At 39.0% G+C, this 16277-nt stretch carries 15 protein-coding genes; 10 read left to right on the forward strand and 5 right to left on the reverse strand.

Going from position 1 to position 16277, the window contains the following annotated elements; translation table 11 throughout:
* Positions 1-17 precede the first annotated feature (17 nt).
* The 3 genes from mltG to IPK35_12815 all read left to right on the forward strand — a co-directional run bounded on the left by mltG (position 18) and on the right by IPK35_12815 (position 4349).
* Positions 18-1043: an endolytic transglycosylase MltG gene (mltG, locus tag IPK35_12805; GenBank protein ID MBK8054115.1), complete on the forward strand. Its 1026-nt coding sequence runs from the start codon at positions 18-20 to the stop codon at positions 1041-1043.
* An 18-nt stretch (positions 1044-1061) separates the two neighbouring features.
* Entirely contained in the window at positions 1062-1736 is a 675-nt protein-coding gene (locus IPK35_12810; GenBank protein ID MBK8054116.1) for a ribulose-phosphate 3-epimerase, read from the forward strand.
* 84 nt (positions 1737-1820) lie between these two features.
* Complete coding sequence (locus IPK35_12815; protein MBK8054117.1) at positions 1821-4349, forward strand: TonB-dependent receptor; 2529 nt, start codon at positions 1821-1823, stop codon at positions 4347-4349.
* Positions 4350-4356: 7 nt separating this feature from the next.
* Here the strand turns inward: IPK35_12815 and IPK35_12820 are convergent, their stop codons facing one another.
* Together IPK35_12820 and IPK35_12825 are read right to left on the reverse strand one after the other, a co-directional pair.
* Positions 4357-5991: an acyl-CoA carboxylase subunit beta gene (locus IPK35_12820; protein MBK8054118.1), complete on the reverse strand. Its 1635-nt coding sequence runs from the start codon at positions 5989-5991 to the stop codon at positions 4357-4359.
* A gap of 76 nt (positions 5992-6067) precedes the next feature.
* The gene (locus IPK35_12825) at positions 6068-7237 is read right to left on the reverse strand and encodes a DUF4105 domain-containing protein (protein MBK8054119.1); all 1170 of its coding nucleotides are present in this window, start codon (positions 7235-7237) and stop codon (positions 6068-6070) included.
* Between the two features lie 117 nt (positions 7238-7354).
* Between IPK35_12825 and rsmG the strand changes: the two genes are divergently transcribed.
* Complete coding sequence (rsmG, locus tag IPK35_12830) at positions 7355-7984, forward strand: 16S rRNA (guanine(527)-N(7))-methyltransferase RsmG (protein MBK8054120.1); 630 nt, start codon at positions 7355-7357, stop codon at positions 7982-7984.
* Between the two features lie 3 nt (positions 7985-7987).
* Here the strand turns inward: rsmG and IPK35_12835 are convergent, their stop codons facing one another.
* Both IPK35_12835 and IPK35_12840 read right to left on the reverse strand, forming a co-directional pair.
* Positions 7988-8764 carry a sulfite exporter TauE/SafE family protein gene (locus tag IPK35_12835; GenBank protein ID MBK8054121.1) on the reverse strand — a complete coding sequence of 259 codons (777 nt, stop codon included), beginning with the start codon at positions 8762-8764 and terminating at the stop codon, positions 7988-7990.
* A 29-nt stretch (positions 8765-8793) separates the two neighbouring features.
* Positions 8794-10665, reverse strand: coding sequence for a metallophosphoesterase (locus IPK35_12840; GenBank protein MBK8054122.1), 1872 nt, complete (start codon positions 10663-10665; stop codon positions 8794-8796).
* Positions 10666-10941: 276 nt separating this feature from the next.
* Between IPK35_12840 and IPK35_12845 the strand changes: the two genes are divergently transcribed.
* From IPK35_12845 to IPK35_12860, 4 genes are all read left to right on the forward strand, one after another.
* Positions 10942-11151, forward strand: a complete 210-nt coding sequence (locus IPK35_12845) for a hypothetical protein (protein ID MBK8054123.1) — start codon at positions 10942-10944, stop codon at positions 11149-11151.
* Positions 11152-11154: 3 nt separating this feature from the next.
* A complete protein-coding gene (hypA, locus tag IPK35_12850) occupies positions 11155-11499 on the forward strand; it encodes a hydrogenase maturation nickel metallochaperone HypA (GenBank protein ID MBK8054124.1) in 345 nt (114 codons plus the stop codon).
* A gap of 21 nt (positions 11500-11520) precedes the next feature.
* Positions 11521-12258, forward strand: coding sequence for a hydrogenase nickel incorporation protein HypB (hypB, locus tag IPK35_12855; protein ID MBK8054125.1), 738 nt, complete (start codon positions 11521-11523; stop codon positions 12256-12258).
* A gap of 81 nt (positions 12259-12339) precedes the next feature.
* Positions 12340-12591: a HypC/HybG/HupF family hydrogenase formation chaperone gene (locus IPK35_12860; GenBank protein ID MBK8054126.1), complete on the forward strand. Its 252-nt coding sequence runs from the start codon at positions 12340-12342 to the stop codon at positions 12589-12591.
* A 125-nt stretch (positions 12592-12716) separates the two neighbouring features.
* On the opposite strand, the gene IPK35_12865 is transcribed toward IPK35_12860, so the two are convergent.
* Complete coding sequence (locus tag IPK35_12865; protein ID MBK8054127.1) at positions 12717-13685, reverse strand: SPFH domain-containing protein; 969 nt, start codon at positions 13683-13685, stop codon at positions 12717-12719.
* A gap of 746 nt (positions 13686-14431) precedes the next feature.
* Between IPK35_12865 and IPK35_12870 the strand changes: the two genes are divergently transcribed.
* A complete protein-coding gene (locus IPK35_12870) occupies positions 14432-14569 on the forward strand; it encodes a hypothetical protein (GenBank protein ID MBK8054128.1) in 138 nt (45 codons plus the stop codon).
* A 313-nt stretch (positions 14570-14882) separates the two neighbouring features.
* Positions 14883-16205 (forward strand): hypothetical protein, encoded by a 1323-nt coding sequence (locus IPK35_12875; protein MBK8054129.1) that lies wholly within the window; start codon positions 14883-14885, stop codon positions 16203-16205.
* The last annotated feature ends 72 nt before the right edge of the window (positions 16206-16277 follow it).

Consider the following 16277-nt stretch of genomic DNA (forward strand, 5'->3'; position numbering starts at 1 on the left):
TAATCATTATAATAAATATGACAAAAAAAAGATTAATCATCATTTCAGTTATCATTTTAGCATTAGGAGTTGTTGGCTATTTGCTGATAGGCAGGACTTTATGGGGCTCAAATGTGAAGTTTTCAGAAGATAGTAAAGCCATTTTTATACCAACAAATGCAACATTTGATGATTTGATGCAGATCATGACGGACTCATCTATCTTAAAGAGTAATACTTCCTTTCTCACCGTGGCCAAACTGATGAAATATGAGAAACCAAAAGCTGGACGATATTTGATCAAAAAGAACCAATCCAATAGAGAAATTATCACTAAACTCCGGTCGGGTGATCAGGATCCACATAAAATTGTAGTCAATAATATCAGAACTATCCATGACCTGGCAGGTAAAGCTTCCCGATATTTTGAAACGGATTCCTTGACATTTCTACAATACCTTACTGATGTAAATACCGCTTCATCTTTCGGATTTACCAATGAAGACTTCCTGACCATGTTTATCCCCAATACTTATGAAATGTTCTGGACGACCACCCCGGAAAAGTTCGTCGCCAGGATGAAAAAAGAATATGATGGCTTTTGGGATGACGAAAGATTGAAAAAACTTAAAAAAAATAATCTTGACAAAACACAGGCATATATCGTAGCTTCAATAGTTGAAAAGGAGTCAAATTATGATCCTGAGCGGCCAACCATCGCAGGTGTATATCTTAACAGGCTGAAAGCCGGAGAAAAGCTGCAAGCGGACCCTACTGTAGTGTTTGCGACAGGAGAATTTACGTTGCAAAGGGTTTTGTTTTCGCACCTTAAAATAGACTCTCCATATAATACATATATGTACTCAGGACTTCCGCCCGGGCCTATATGTATGCCATCAGTTTCCAGTCTTAATGCCGTCATCAATGCTGAAGATCATGAGTATATGTTCTTTTGTGCAAAACCCGATAATAGTGGTATACATGCCTTCGCCAAGGACTATGACGAACATCAAAAAAACGCATCAGCTTTTTCAGCTTGGCTTAATAGTCTGAACATCAAATAAACTCAAAATCAAATCATTATGATAAAGCATCTCGTAGCTCCATCTATGCTTGCTGCAAACTTCGGAAATATACAAAGAGATATAGAAATGATCAATGATACTGACGCAGATTGGTTGCATATAGATATCATGGATGGTATGTTTGTTCCCAATATTTCTTTTGGAGCTGACATTGTAAAAGTGATGAAAAAATATAGCCAACTTCCTATGGATGTTCATCTGATGATAGAAAAACCCGAAAGATATATAAAATCATTCAGGGATGCTGGTGCAGATAACATCTCAGTACATTATGAGGCGTGTACGCACTTGCATCGGGTCATCGAACAAATTAAAAGCACCGGAGCAAAAGCTGGTGTAGCACTAAACCCGCATACTCCAGTGTCATTGCTCGATGATGTGCTTGAAGATCTGGACTTAGTGATATTGATGAGTGTCAATCCGGGATTTGGTGGTCAGAAATTTATCTACCAGACTATCAATAAGATCAAACAACTCAAAGAAATGATCATCGTGAAAAATCTATCTACACTAATCGAAATTGATGGAGGAGTAGGTTTGCAAAATGCTGAAGCCATCCTGCAAGCCGGAGCAGATGTGCTCGTAGCCGGAAGCAGTGTATTTCACGCAGAAAACCCTAAACTCGCGGTATATGCGTTAAAAAATTTGGGGATCAAGGGTCTCTACGTCTAAATCTGTCACCATTCAGGAAGAAATATTTTAACTTACTCTTAACCAAACACACTATTGTTTTGATAATATTCGTTTGTAAAAGTTATGAGTAACAGATTATATTATATCCTGATATTTACGGCAATAGTTGCATCGATGACTGCCCAAAACAGTGTGATTTTTGGCATCATCAGAGACATAGATTCCAACCAAGGTATCGATTTTGTCACTGTATATATCGATGGAACAACCAATGTAACAGAGTCCGACAATAATGGTCAGTATAAAATCACTACTGACCCGAATAAAAAAGTTATCCTAAAATTTTCAAGGTTAGGATATACAGATCTCACTGTCAATGTCGAATCCATGCAGCCCGGACAAAAAAGGAACATCAACGTCAAGATGGTACCAAAAGCATCTGACCTGGAGATCGTAGTACGTGCCGGAAAAATCGAGGACGTCGGTATGGTAAGAGAAGAAGTGACAGAACTCAAAATTTTGCCCACTGCCTCAGGAAACTTTGAAAGCATCCTGCCACACATCGCATTGGGGGTAAGCAGTGGCGCTGGTGGAGAGTTGACTTCACAGTACAATGTTCGAGGTGGCAACTACGACGAAAACCTGATATATGTCAATGATTTTGAAATATTCAGACCTCAATTGATCAGAAGTGGTCAGCAGGAAGGGCTCAGTTTTCCAAATATTGATCTTATCAGAGACCTTGAGTTTTCATCCGGTGGCTATGAAGCTAAATTTGGTGATAAGATGTCCTCCGTACTCGATATCAGATACAAAAGGCCGGAAGAATTCAGGGCAAGTGTTACGGCCAGCCTCTTAGGAGCATCTGCCCACATAGAAGGAAGCAAAAGGATCGGTGCCAATGCCTGGAATAAATTGAGATACCTCATAGGTGCCCGATATAAAACCAATGCATACCTATTAGGAAGTTCGACCATCAAAGGTGAATATGTGCCATCATTTACTGATATCCAGGCTTTTGTCAGCTACGAGCTCAACAAAGAATGGCAAGTAGCCCTTATATCCAATTATAATGGTAGCTTATACCAATTTCAGCCTTCCTCAGGCAAAAGTAAAAAAGGAACGATTGATTTCCAATTGGAGTTAAATACCCTTTTTGAAGGTCAGGAGAAGGACAACTTTCAGTATGGTATGGGCGGACTATCATTTACATATGTGCCGGAAAGAAATAAAAATCCCTTGTATATGAAGTTTTTAGCATCTGCTTACAGGGCATCTGAAGAAGAAAATTTTGATATACTCGGTTTTTATAGACTTTCTCAAATAGAAACCGCTCTCGGGGACAATACCGGACAGGAAATTGCCGTACTTGGCACCGGAACACAGCATACTTACACCAGAAATTTTCTGTTCAATACCATTTATAATTTTGAATACAAAGGAGGACTTGAATTACAAAAAGATGGTACCAACATCAAAGGAACAAATCATTTTGTCCAATGGGGATTAAAATTTCAGGGTGAACAATTTGACGACAAAATCAATGAATGGGAAAGGCTTGATTCAGCAGGTTACTCCCTTCCTTACTCTTCTGCTGAAGTATTGCTGTCAAAGGTACTAAAGTCAGAAAATATTATTCAAAACAATCGATTGCAGGTATTTTTTCAGGATAGCTGGACTTATCGCAATGACCACTCTGAGTTTAAAATCACAGGTGGAATCCGATCCACATACAGATCAATCAGCCAGGAGTTATTGTTTAGCCCCAGAATGCAGATTTATTACAAACCGCTATCCTGGAGCAGTGATATCTCCTTCAAACTGTCAGGTGGGATTTACAATCAGGCACCATTATACAGAGAACTTCGAAGACCCGACGGCACCATCAATCCCAATCTGAAATCACAAAAATCAACACATTTGGTGGCAGGAGTTTCTTATGATTTTACCTGGGAAAAGGTCAGCAACAGGCCCTTCAGAATTATCTCAGAAGTATATTACAAAAGTTTATGGGATATGGTATCCTACGAATTGGATAATGTAAGAATACGCTATGCTGGCGAAAACAACAGTACAGGATATATCATGGGCTGGGATTTCAGGATCAATGGTGAATTTGTACCCAATGCAGAGTCATGGATCAATCTATCGTTCCTCACGGCACGCGAAAGTATCACAGGTGTCAACCATCTGAGATATGAAATAAAAGATAGTGTCAGAGTCCCCGTGATCGTTTCTGACGTGCCCAGGCCTACGGACCAGTTCATGACCATCAATATGTTTTTTCAGGACTATCTTCCGAAAAATGAAAATGTTAAGGTAAATCTCAACTTTTCGGTAGGTACAGGACTACCTTATGGTCCAAGGGAAAACAATCTTGAATTCAGAAATTTTTTCAGACTCAAACCCTATCACAGGATCGACGTAGGATTTTCAGTTCAGCTTTGGAAAGCTGAGTGGAAAAACAAAAAACCAAGGCACCCATTACGATTCTCTCAAAATAGCTGGATAAGTCTGGAGGCATTTAATCTTTTGCAAATCACCAATCAGGCATCTGTCAACTGGATTAAGACACTAACCAATGAAGAGTACGCTCTACCCAATAATCTCACGGGAAGAAGAATCAATCTGAGGATGCGGGTAGATTTTTAGTGCTTCTTCAGGTTTGTAATACTCCGGGATTAAATTTCTCCACGATACCATGATTGGCCGTTTCTATTCCTAAAGATATAGTTTCACGGGTTTTTCTCGGATCTATGATGGCATCTACCCAAAGTCTCGCAGCAGCGTAATATGGAGTAGTCTGGCTATCGTATCTGTCTTTCATGGAGTCAAATAATGCTTTTTCTGATTCCGGATCAGGTGCTTTTCCTTGTTTCTTTAACGTAGAAATCTGGATTTGGGTCAGGACTCTTGCAGCCTGAGCTCCACCCATGACCGCTAATTTTGCGGTAGGCCAAGCAACGATCAATCTTGGGTCATAAGCCTTACCGCACATGGCATAATTTCCTGCACCATATGAATTCCCAACTATCACAGAAAATTTTGGTACTGTGGAATTAGCTACTGCATTGACCATTTTTGCACCATCTTTGATGATACCACCATGCTCTGATCTTTTGCCAACCATAAATCCAGTCACATCATGCAAAAATACTAAAGGAATCTTTTTTTGATTGCAGTTCATAATGAACCTTGTAGCTTTATCAGCAGAATCAGAATAGATGACACCTCCTATTTGCATTTCGCCTGCAGCATTTTTGATGATAAGCCGCTGATTGGCAACAATACCTACTGCCCATCCATCTATACGTGCGTATCCACAAATAATAGATTTGCCATACTCTTCTTTGTATTGAGTGATCTCCGAATCATCCACTATACATTTGATGATTTCAAGCATATCATAAGGCTTAGCAGGGTTGTCAGGGAAAATGCCGGCAATGTCAGACACATTTTTCCGGGGAGTTAAAGCCTTGATCCGGTCAAATCCAGCTTTTTCTGATGCCCCGATTTTAGAAACTAATTTTCGAATTGTAGCAAGGCAGGTTTTGTCATCAGGCATTTTATAGTCAGTGACCCCAGAAACTTCACAGTGTGTGGTTGCTCCACCTAGTGTTTCCTGATCCACGTCCTCTCCTATCGCAGCCTTGACCAAATAAGGTCCAGCCAAAAATATAGAACCTGTACCTTCTACTATTAATGCTTCATCAGACATAATGGGAAGATATGCCCCTCCTGCCACACAGCTGCCCATGATAGCTGCTATCTGAGGGATGCCCATAGAAGACATTTTAGCATTATTTCTGAAAATCCTCCCAAAATGTTCTTTATCCGGGAATATTTCGTCCTGCATAGGAAGATAAACCCCGGCACTGTCCACTAAATATATAATGGGAATCCGGTTTTCCATAGCTATCTCTTGTGCCCTGAGATTTTTTTTACCTGACATAGGAAACCATGCTCCGGCTTTTACAGTTGCGTCATTGGCGACTATCATGACTATCCTGCCTTCAACCTTTCCCAATCCCGCAACTACTCCCGCAGCGGGGCATCCACCATGATCCTGATACATTTCGTATGCAGCAAAGGCCCCGATTTCAAAAAAAATACTATCTTTATCAATTAATGTTGCTATACGTTCACGGGCAGTTAATTTACCTTCTTCATGCTGTTTTTTGATCCTATCGATACCTCCGCCAAGTGATATCTTTTCAAGTTTTCTATTGACATCAGACACCGCCAGCAACATAGCATCTTCATTTCTACTGTATTCAATATCTAATTTATTCATATTTCTTTTTGACCGGATTTAGTTCATGATGATTGGCAAATTTCTTTGGTTCCCTGACATTTATAAAGGTTTCAAATCATACTTTCTCCTTATACCACCTGACCACTTTAAGCACCAAAATAGTGGAAATCAAGATGACCAATGGATGAAAGTATTGTGGTAAAAACATCAGACCCGGAATAGAGTTTAAAATACTTATTCCTAAAAGAATCAATAAAGTCCATAGTATCCATTTAAATTTTGTTCTCCTTTCTCTCAAAAAATAAAAAACCGGCACCAACGGACTGCACCAAAGCAGATTGTAATTGTATTTGGTCGGGATATGATCTGTCGCAAACCACATGATCACCATCAACAGTGCACTGAGTATAATTGTCCAAATCCAAAAACGGTCAAATATGCTCACCCAACCCATTTCTTTTCCTGATGCAAACCAATAAAAAATAATTATTTCAATCAACAAAAGCATGCCAAATACAAACCATGGCGAAAGTAAAAAATAGTTACTTACTGACGTTGTTTCAAATGTAAGTACTTGATTTTCTGTCTGCTGCAGTGATGTGTTTAAAGCTTTTTTTCGTGCATTCCCTACAGCTTTGGCAAGATAGTCCGGAATAAATGTTTCTTCGCTGAGTGTAGTGACTTTGTCTGCAGGTGCACCTATGATGAGGTCGATGCCAAAATCTGTCCAAGGCATATCCTTTTGATACTCCTTTATGATCTGACGGAAAGTTTTTGCCGATGATAAGTCAGTATTCCATAGCAAACCGGAGATATGGTTGTCCAAAATATCTCTGACTCTGGTGGCACAGTTGTCCCTAAAAAAATCATACTTATAGGTTTTGTTTTCTTCCAGCATGTTCCAATCAATAAACTGCACAATTTTCTGCTTCTCTGTTGAATCCAAGTGCAACACCTGCTCTCTGACACTCCTATTAAAATAGTTGTATTCATACAAAAATCTGTCGTATGGAGCCACACTGATAGTATATGGAAGTTTACCTCGCATAAACTTTATCATAAATCCCTTCTCTTTGAAGTCAAATGTACCATAATTATATACCATATCAGATCCCGATGATTGATTATGTATTCTGATACCGTTATGACCGTAAATGGAATAAATATCTTTGCCCGGAGCACATGTAAGAAGAGAAATGGTTACATCATCCTGACCAATTAAGTCTGAGATAGGTAATAAAACTATGACGCAAAATGAAAATAAGATACTTCTGATGAATTTCATGTCCCAAAGTTAAGGATTTATGTATTTAAAACACGGTAACGATTTTATATTTTTATTCATCGAGATTAGTTTCATTGATTATCATAACTTTACAGCTTCAATTTTAATAATAAACAAATGAGTTGTAATGTTATTTCAAAATATTTTCCTCTATTGAGTCAAGATCAGATAGGTCAATTAGCCGCTTTGGAAGGTTTGTACAGGGAATGGAATGAAAAAATAAATGTTATTTCACGTAAAGACATTGACAATTTGTATGTACATCATGTTTTGCATTCGTTAGCCATCGCAAAGTTCATCAACTTTAAGGATGGAACTAAAATCATTGACCTTGGTACGGGTGGTGGGTTTCCTGGTATTCCTTTGGCAATTTTTTTTCCGGAATGTCAGTTTTTGCTTGTGGACAGCATTAATAAAAAATTGATTGTAATTGAAGAAGTAGTCCGCACTATCGGGCTTACAAATGTAGAAACCCGTCATTCCAGAGTAGAAGACATCAAAGAAAAATGCGAATTTGTGGTAACCCGGGCAGTGGCGAAAATCGATTTACTGCTGCCGTGGGCAAGAAAAGTATTGGGAAAAACACATAAAAATACATATCCCAATGGCCTAATTGCTTTGAAAGGAGATTTAAAAAGTGAATTGGAACTGATTTCCAAACACGAATATAAGGAAATTGCCCCACTTAATAAATATTTTCAGGAACCCTATTTTGAAGAAAAATTTCTCCTGTACATTCAGGGTTAAGGTTTACAAAATACCAGAAGCAAGCCCGAAGGCTATCACCAACAAAAGTATGGCCACAGTATTTTTAACGAAGTTTATCGTTACCTTTTTCAACAATTGATTGCCAAAGACTGCGCCTGCTGCTGCCGAACAAATAGCAGCCAATAAGATATATACATTGGACATCTCTATATGACTTATCATGCCTCTCGAATACACACCAAGTCTGGTGATGTCCACCATGGTGGATACAAAAGCTGTAGTGCCAATAAAAGCGGCTTTGGACAATCCAGCCCTTATCAGGAAAGCACTTCTCAGCGCGCCTTGGGTACCTGATAGCCCTCCAAAAAAACCACTCAAAATCCCGCCAAAAGGCATCCATTTTTGACTGAATTGCAGTTTTTCAAAATAGGGAATGATCTCGATTAAAGCAAAAATCATCAGAAGTATGGCGATGATAAACTTGACAGGATATACATTCATATCACGTCCCCAAATCTGATAAGAGAAAAAAACCGGCATTTCGGATATCTGTAATAAAATCCATGCTCCGACAAAAGATGCCAGAATTGCAGGTACCCCAAATGTAATGACTACGCTTTTATTCGCATCTCTTCCTGTTAAAAACAATTTCAGTATATTGTTGATCAGGTGAACTATTCCTGTCATTGCGATAGCTACCTCTGCCGGAAAAAACAACATCATCACAGGTGCCAGTAAAGTACCAAGTCCAAAGCCTGAAAAAAATGTAAGTACCGCAGCTAAAAATGCTGTCAGGGAAATAATGAGGTAACTGGTCATTCAGCTGATTCTTTTTAAATGTGTAAGATTTATCTTAACTTCAGATAATCCAACTCATTGAGTGTGTCTGGATTAATAACCCGCATTTCAATCTTTTTACCATTGACATAGAACAGACAAAGGGCGTTTTCAACACTGAATGACTTAGTATGTGCGCTCCACGGCAATACTTCCTGAGCATAATATGGTGCTCCTGCCGCACCATTATTCACCTGATATATCGGTCGCTTGAAGCTCAGTTTTTTATGTGGATAATTTTCAGGATAGATAGGTACTTCATTAGTGATTTTCATATGATTGTAATTGTGTTCATCTCCGGTCAAAATGGCTACCACCTTGGTGCTTTGGTTGGCCAAAATATCCAGATATTCATCCCTTCTTTCTATGATCCCTTTTTCAACAGGCTTGCCTGCTACGTAAGTTCTTTTATCATTGTTTCCATGATACCACATATCGTCTCCGCTATGGCCACCATTGGGAAAAGCAGGAGTATGCTGAGTGACAAAAATATGATCTATGGTTTTATCTTTTTCCAGCTTACTGATCACTTCTTGCAGCCACTTCAACTGATTGTCCATAATATAAGCATGAAGACCACCGCTCGTACTGACATTGCCACTCAATGTAGGTGCAAACCAATAATCACTGTTCAGGACAACCATAGCCACATTCCCGTATGTGTAATAATATACATTTTCTTTGTATGAAGGAAAATCCAGATTTTGCAGATCAGGATCGTATTTGCTGCCATCTTCACCTGACGGACCATTTTCATGGTTGACAAACGCTTGTCCAAATATGGCTTCTGCAGATTCAGTATTGTATGGGAACTTGTCAATAAAAGCTACCCTGCTACCTGCTTCATCCTTAAAAATGTAACCCAACGTTTCATGGTTACCCATTGTGGTGTAATATGGTGTATAATGCCAAAACGGCTCGACAGCTTTTTTCCAGTTGGTGTACTGAAGCAGCATTTCCTCTTTATTATTGAGGTAACCATTGATCATGTCTCCCGTAAACTGCATAAATGCTACATTTTGCTGTTGTGCCAATGCTCCGATTTTTTTCATGACATATACATTGGCACCAAATATATTTCGTTCTCCGCCGCCGGTAGCACTCCGGCTGTCACTGCAATAACCAAACACAAACGGTTTTCTATCACCTGCTTTCGGAGCAGTGGTAAATTCGTATTGCTGCGAAAAATCTCCGTAAATAACTTTATAAGGGTATTTTTTTCCGGATTTTAATGAAGTGATAGTAAATACATGCGAAGTGCCTGCTTCAGGTTCAGTAATCACTTTTCCATCTACTTCTACTGTACATTTTACAGTTTTGGTCGTGTGAAACCATATGGTAACCTCCTGATCAGTTACTTTGCTGATAAATGGTCCTTCAGAAATTGCCGGAGCTATTTTAAATGGTCCTGTGCCTGTAAGCCCAACCTCGCCATCGTAAACCATACTACCGGTTTTTGAAGTCAGCCTGTATCCTATAGTCAACATCGCACGCTCTTTCCATGCTACAAAATCATATGGATAACGGAAGTCGTTTTTGATATTAACCGCGACCTTTCCGGACACAATTTCCTTTGTAAATCTGAAAATGGGCAAAGGGTGTTTCACCTGATTGTACGGGATCAGACCATAGGTGATCGTGCCTTCAAAGTCGCCAAATTCAAAGATGATACCATCATTAGTTCCTACCGGATTTCCCATCAATGCGGATATAGTGTATTTTGGTTTTACAGGGTCAGCATAGTGCCGCATACTGTCAGTCCTGTAATATATTCCATTCTCGTCATATCCGATGTTGGAATATGAGGCGGGTATTTTGATTTCCTGACAAAATAACACTGACGATACAACCAAAAAAGTCACTACCAGGTTTAATATCTTCATATCCGGATGGTTTTGAATCAAAAGCATAAAGGTAAAACAATATCATTCAATATCCATAGAAAACAATCAATAACTGTTGGTAATAACTCCATAGATGGCAAAGTATTTAGAGGGTTTGCAAAAATTATTGATTCAAATATGGTTACCTGGAAAAGAAAGAAGGACAGCAATTGTATGATACAGATTATAATACTGTATGATATTTCTCATTTTGAAAGATTATCAGAGAAGTTACCTTTGTCTGGAATCAAATTTAATTTGGTAATGATCAAGCAAATATTCTATAAGTTACTGTCCGGATTAATTCTGTTGACACCATTCGCAGTCAATGCACACCCGGGTCACGGTGACCATACTCACGATGGCTTTTCTGTGATTCATTATTTTACTGAACCCGAACATATAGCGGTTGTTGTCGCTGTATTAGTGACTGTGGTGATTGCATTGATGGTCAGAAGACAAAATGCCCGTAAAAAATTGTCCTGATTCATGCATGAACTTTCCATTGTCATGAGCATTTTGGAAATTGCTGACGCGGAAGCTCAAAAAGCAAATGCCACTCACATTGAAGAAATTGAACTTGAAATCGGTCAGTTGAATACGGTGGAAATAGATGCATTTAATTTTGCCTGGGAACAAGCAGTAAAGGATACTATTTTGAGCAAAGCAAAAAAAATCATCCACCATACTGCAGGAAAAGGGAAATGTATGGAATGCGGTCATCTGTTCTTCATGGAAAAATTGTATGACACTTGCGAAAATTGTAACAGTTATTTTGTGGAGATCACAGAAGGTAAGGAACTGAAAGTGAAGAGTATTACTATTGAAAATTGATAATTTGTAATTCATAATTTTATGTGTGCTACATGCGGTTGCGTTGATACGCACCACCATCATCTGGGAGAAGATCATACTCACCACCACGGAGAAAAATCCATTGTGGAAGTGGAAAAGGATATTTTGTATCAAAACAATCTGCTTGCCGAACGCAACCGCGGCTATTTTGATGCCAAAAATATCTTCTGTATCAACCTTGTCAGTTCACCCGGTTCAGGAAAAACAACCCTCCTGGAAAGGACACTCACTGATCTGAAAGGTGAGATTTCTTTTTCAGTGATAGAAGGAGACCAGCAAACTACCAATGATGCTGACAGAATCCACGCCACCGGTACCAAAGTCACTCAGATCAATACCGGCAAAGGTTGTCACCTGGATGCGCACATGGTGCTGCATGCCCTTCAGGGATTAAAACCACCTGCTGATTCTATCCTTTTTATAGAGAATGTGGGCAATCTGGTATGTCCTGCTATGTTTGATCTCGGCGAAAAAGAAAGAGTGGTCATCATGAGCGTGACAGAAGGGGACGACAAACCATTAAAATATCCGGATATGTTCCATACGTCAACCGTTTGTATCATCAATAAAACAGACCTGCTTCCTTATGTCAATTTTAATGTTGAAAAAGCCAAAGAATATGCTTTGAAAGTCAATCACCAATTAAAAATATTTGAGGTCAGTGCCACTACAGGTGAAGGTATGGATGTTTGGTATTCATGGCTGACGCAACATGTTCAGGCATTGCAGGAAGCATAGATCAGGTAACACATCCTGAGCTAAGCGTAGTGAATAAAAAAGTCATTTTATCAACCAACAATACATCAAAAACAATAGTCCATGTGTCTTGCTATTCCAGGTAAAATTATGAGCATGAATCCGTCTGTGGATGACCTCCTAAGAACAGCAAAGGTTTCATTCAGCGGAATCATAAAAGACGTCAACCTATCCATGACTCCGGAAGCAAAAACCGGAGATTATGTGCTGGTCCATGTCGGAGTAGCTATCAGCATTGTAGACGAACAAGAAGCCAATAAAATCTTCAGTTATCTTACTGATATGGGAGAGGTGGACGAAATTGAGCCTGACTAAAATTTAATCATTCAACTCCTTCTCAAAATTTGTAGTTTTACGTCAGTTCGATGAATATTTAGTAAATTATTCATCAAACTGACGTTAGTTTTAGTATTTTTTTTACCTCATTTATTCCCACCTATCTACTCGTCCTTGTGCCTTCCAAACTCATCCTTTTCATGAGGCTTATGAAGTCTTTTAGTGCTGTTAGCAGCCTTCATTGACTCCCCTACCTGATTACTTGCTGTAAAACTCGCTACCATGTTATTGAGCATATCCGTACCTGCTTGAGGGGAATTGGGTAACAATATCAAATTGGAGTTGGCATCTGCGCCTATTGCCTGCAATGTATCATAATGTTGAGTGACCACAATCAGTGCGGATGCTTCTTGCGAATTGATGCCCACCTGATTGAGAATATCAACACTTTCTACAAGCCCACGTGCGATTTCCCTACGTTGGTCAGCGATACCCTGACCCTGAAGTTTTTTGCTTTCTGCCTCAGCCTTAGCCTTGGCCACAATCCTGATTCTGCCGGCTTCAGCTTCATACTCTGCAGCTGTTTTTTCCCTGTCAGCTGCATTGATACGGTTCATGGCGTTTTTAACTTGGATGTCCGGATCAATATCCGTGATCAGGGTATTGATGATATCATATCCGTATGTAGTCATAGCTTCGTTGAGCTCCCGCTTGACAGCAACTGCAATGTCATCCTTTCTTTCAAAGACATCATCCAACTTAAGCTTGGGTACTTCGGCTCTCACTACATCAAAAACGTATGAAGTGATCTGGTCATGAGGGTACTCAAGTTTATAAAATGCATCGTATACTTTTTCCTGTATAACTTTAAACTGTACGGATACTTTCATCTTGACAAATACATTGTCTTTGGTTTTGGTCTCGATGATGACATCCAGCTGCTGTATGCGCAGATTGAGTCTCCCTGCTATTCGATCTATAAAAGGTATCTTCATGTGCAAACCGGAGTGCCGGATGCTGTTGTACCTACCAAAACGCTCTACAATAGCGGCTGTCTGCTGCTTGACAGTGAAAAAAGCAGATAGTAAAAGTAAAAAAAGTAGCGGCAATAGTACTATCAAACCTGGATTAATTTCACTCATGTTATTATGTTTTTTTTTTAAATAAATGTTAGTAAAATACAAATCTATGGTTTTTTCTTTACATTTCGGATGTAGGTCGGAAATAATTTTCAAAAGTGATTTTGACTTTGTTGTGATTGAGCTCAATTCTGAAATGATGTCTTCTCCATTGTAAATTACGACTGTATTCAAGAGATGTTTAGACCCTTTTTTCAATGAGTGGCTTAATCATGAAATGATTAAGTCGCCCATACAATTACGACTAATCACAGGTATCGTTTCAAGGTCAGTAACATTCTAAAAGCTTGAACTCAAAAAAGCTAACATATAGCATTTTCAAATTCAAGCCCAGACTAACTTTAGTTGTATCCAAATATCAAAATAACATGAATTCGGGTTAAAGTATTTTATGGTACTTCTTTAAATATTAAGGGCGTAGACCTGAAATCATTTTAATCAGAGTCCCAAAAAAACATAATCAGGGGCGTTAGCCCTGAAATCTTAAAACAATTTCAACATAATTGAAGATATCTGGGTTACGCCCCTTATTGTCAAATATTTAAGTCATTTTACAAAGATATCAGAGCTAATGCTCCTTCTTTTAATAAAATTATAAAATACCAAAATATCTAAAATGAGATTTGTAGTGAGAGCTGCAAATACAATCCGCCGCGGCGGAAGCACTTTTAGCGACAAATCATACTGTGTGCAGCTATGCTGTAGTCACCACTACAGCATAGCTGCACATGGCATGGTGCATGACTGAACGGTGCGACAGCAAAATGGAGTGGGAGCTCAATTTAGTGAAGGATCAGTCAGCATGCCTGACGGCATGGTCATGTTGTTTCTTAGGTCAGAATACATTATTTGGAGGTCGTAATAGATTATCATTTTAGATTTTTAGGTAATATATTAAACCATATATGCTTCAATTTTCTTATCCCAAATTCAGGTTAAGCATTATCCTACCTTCATATTTTGGCATGAAGAATTCAATTTGTTTTATAAATACGACTTGTTTTTATTCTGTTTGATATTTTGTTTAAAAAAGTCCAATTTTTCTTAACAACCAGGTGAATGCAACTCAATAATAAAATATTTCGAAATTAAACATTTGGATACTAATTTTTTATGAATTTTATTTTTTATCTTTGTAATCCGATTAACCTTCGAAATGATATTCCAAGCACCTTAAACTTAACCTGAAAAGTGAAAAATTTTAAGAATAGATGTGTATTTTTGTTATTTACTATTTCTATTAACATAGTCAACATTACAGATGCACAAATAAATGTTACCAGTGGATTGTTTACAGATACACAAGATTTTAACACCCTAGCATCAACGGGAACATCAAGCACACTTCCTCCAGGCTGGGCATTTGTAGAATCAGGATCTAGCGCAAATACCACCTACACAGCTGGAACAGGTAGTTCCACTACCGGTGACACCTATAGTTTTGGACTCGCATCAAATACAGAAAGGTCTTTGGGCGGATTACAGTCAGGTTCTTTGACCCCTTCCATTGGGGTATGCTATACCAACAGTACAGGAAGCACAATCACATCTTTGCGGATTTCCTTCACCGGAGAGACATGGCGTGTAGGGTCTGCTAATCGTACTGACAGAATCAATTTTGAGTATAACTCTAATACTACTGCAATAAATGGTTCTGGTACCTGGATAGCATTTCCATCATTGGATTATGTAAATCCCGGTCAAACCACCGGTTCTGGTTCAATGCAGCATTCAGCAATTATTACAGCTACTATCACTGGCCTAAATATTCCAGCAAATACTACCTTTTGTTTTAGGTGGGTGAGTTTTGATGCTTCAGGATCTGATGATGGCATCGCCATTGATGACTATACATTGGACAAAATAGTTCTTGCATGTCCTACATTAAACACAGCACCAGACAATGTGAGCATAACAAATAGTACATGTACTAATTGCATATTGGGTGGAGGTAATATCTCGGCACCGACTAATAATTTATGTCCATCAGGATCAACTATGCAATTTTCAACAAACGCAGGTATGATCTGGTCGACCACTTTGCCTTCTTATGTCCAATCAGGCCCGCCTCTAACCATCATAACCCGATGCATCTGTAATAGTAGCCATACTCAGACTAGCCCTATAAGTAGTGGTGTCACCACAAATCCCGGCATGTGTCCTGTTTCTTGTGTCTGTCCGGATTTTACTAATATCATCCCAAATAATGTCACAATTACCAACAGTGTTTGTTCTTTTCCTTTGTGCAATGTTGCTGGAGGATTTATCCAAGCTGCCGTAAACAATTGTCCCACAGGATCAACTATGCAATACTCAGTAGATAACGGCACAAGCTGGAGCCAGACTTTGCCTGTGTACCATCAGTCAGGGCCGCCACAGAATATAATAACCCGTTGTAACTGTAATTCCAATTCAGCCACAAGCAGTGTACCAAGCAGTGCGCAGATTACTTCGCCCGGACCATGTCCAAACACCTGCGCTTGCAATCCAAACTGCGGAACATTTCCGAGATAAACCTTAAGCCCTTACATCATATGAAATTTAAAATGCAAAATGAACATTAAGAATTTTTACAAGCTTTTCCCC

The sequence above is a fragment of the Saprospiraceae bacterium genome (assembly GCA_016713025.1).
GTDB lineage: Bacteria > Bacteroidota > Bacteroidia > Chitinophagales > Saprospiraceae > OLB9.